Genomic DNA, 1508 nt, shown 5'->3' with positions numbered 1-1508 from the left:
ACCTGCTGAATGGCGGGGCAAATGCGGACACTTTGATCGGCGGTGCGGGCGACGACACCTACGCCGTCGACAATGCCGGCGACAGCGTCACCGAGAACGCTAATGAAGGAACCGACGGGGTTCGCACGAACCTGGCAAGCTATACGCTTGGCGCCAATGTCGAGAACCTCACCTATAACGGAACCGCTGATTTCAGTGGAACAGGAAATTCGCTAGACAACCTGATCATCGGGGGTAATGGGATCAACACGCTGACCGGTGGTGCCGGCGACGATATTCTCATCGGTGGGGTGGCATCAGACTTTTTCATCTATTCGCCGAACTGGGGGCACGATACGATCACGAATTTCGTGGCAACCGGCACAGCGCATGACACAATCAGGATCGATCACAGCATTTTCGCGGATTGGGCGTCGCTTCTTGGTGCATTCAGTCAATCTGGCAGCGATACGATCGTTACAGCCGATAGCGACAATACCATAACATTGAAGAACGTGGCAGTATCAAGCCTAGACTCGTTCGACTTCCTGTTCGCGTGAAGCTGATCGAACCTGCCTGGAAAAACCCGCCGGTGGGGCCGTGGCCAGGTGCCAAAACATCGCGGGAACACTATGCGGCGATTTTCTTGTGGAAATGAACCGAACAGTGTGAGTGTTTGGTTGATGACGGCCATGCCAACACGGGTAAAGGTTTCCCGTGTCTGTCGCTGGTACAAGAGGCGCTGAAGCGCGATTCCATGTGCGGACACCTTTTCGTATTTCGGGTCGAGGCGGAGGTCTGCTAAAGTGATCTGGCCCAACGGACAAAGAGCCGGCCTATTCGCGAGGAAGCTGGACGCGGCCGCTTCATTTGCTCATCGGCCGCCGATGGCACATTGGTGATCTCGCCGCACAGCTCGGTTACCGGTTGGAGGGCATCGACGTAGGCGTTCTGAATTGGCTTCTCGGACGTGATGTAATGCCAACCAACCTTGGCCCGATCCTTCCATTGCGGGATCGCATTTTACTGGTGAACTCGCTGCCGTAGCACGTTGGGAAGCTCGATCTGCCGTGGCGACGGCGGGCCAAACCGTGCCTAGCGCAGCGCCCTTCTGTTGGTCATGAGCACCCGGGTCCGATCTCGCTTCCTGATGGCTCGTTCACCCGCATCCGCACGATGTCCGCGTCGAACCCCGGGGTGAGAAATTGGAGGCGATGCTCGCCGGCATTCGTGCGCATGAGAGTGCCAAATTCGTCTCTACGCCCGCTGTCAGCCGCCGCGCTTCCTCGGCGCGCTCGCCGCTTCGCTCGTCGCTGGCATCGCCATCGACCGCGCCGTGATCGGCCGCAGGCTCTTCGGCAAAGGACGAAAACAGCGAATGGCGCGCCTCAGTCGCCGACTATATTCGCTCTATACGACAAGCCCTCGGCGGCCCCGTTCCTGCGAGCGACGCCCAAGCCGCCCAGCTCGGCTCCCTCGACGAAAAACTCGATAGATCACATTCATCCCCTTGCGCTTTCGAGTTCCGG

General features: G+C 58.6%; 1 protein-coding gene and 1 pseudogene. Both read left to right on the top strand.

Going from position 1 to position 1508, the window contains the following annotated elements; all coding sequences use genetic code 11:
* Positions 1–539 (top strand): calcium-binding protein (locus OLZ32_RS39095; protein WP_319641104.1); only part of this gene is annotated, 539 nt, incomplete at its 5' end.
* Positions 540–1178: 639 nt separating this feature from the next.
* Positions 1179–1508 (top strand): annotated as a pseudogene (locus OLZ32_RS39090) (anti-sigma factor); the annotation flags it as partial.

Source organism: Rhizobium acaciae, assembly GCF_025941625.1.
Classification (GTDB): Bacteria; Pseudomonadota; Alphaproteobacteria; order Rhizobiales; family Rhizobiaceae; genus Rhizobium; species Rhizobium acaciae.
The sequence above is the reverse complement of the archived record's forward strand: the minus strand, read 5'-3'. Positions and strand labels throughout refer to the sequence as shown.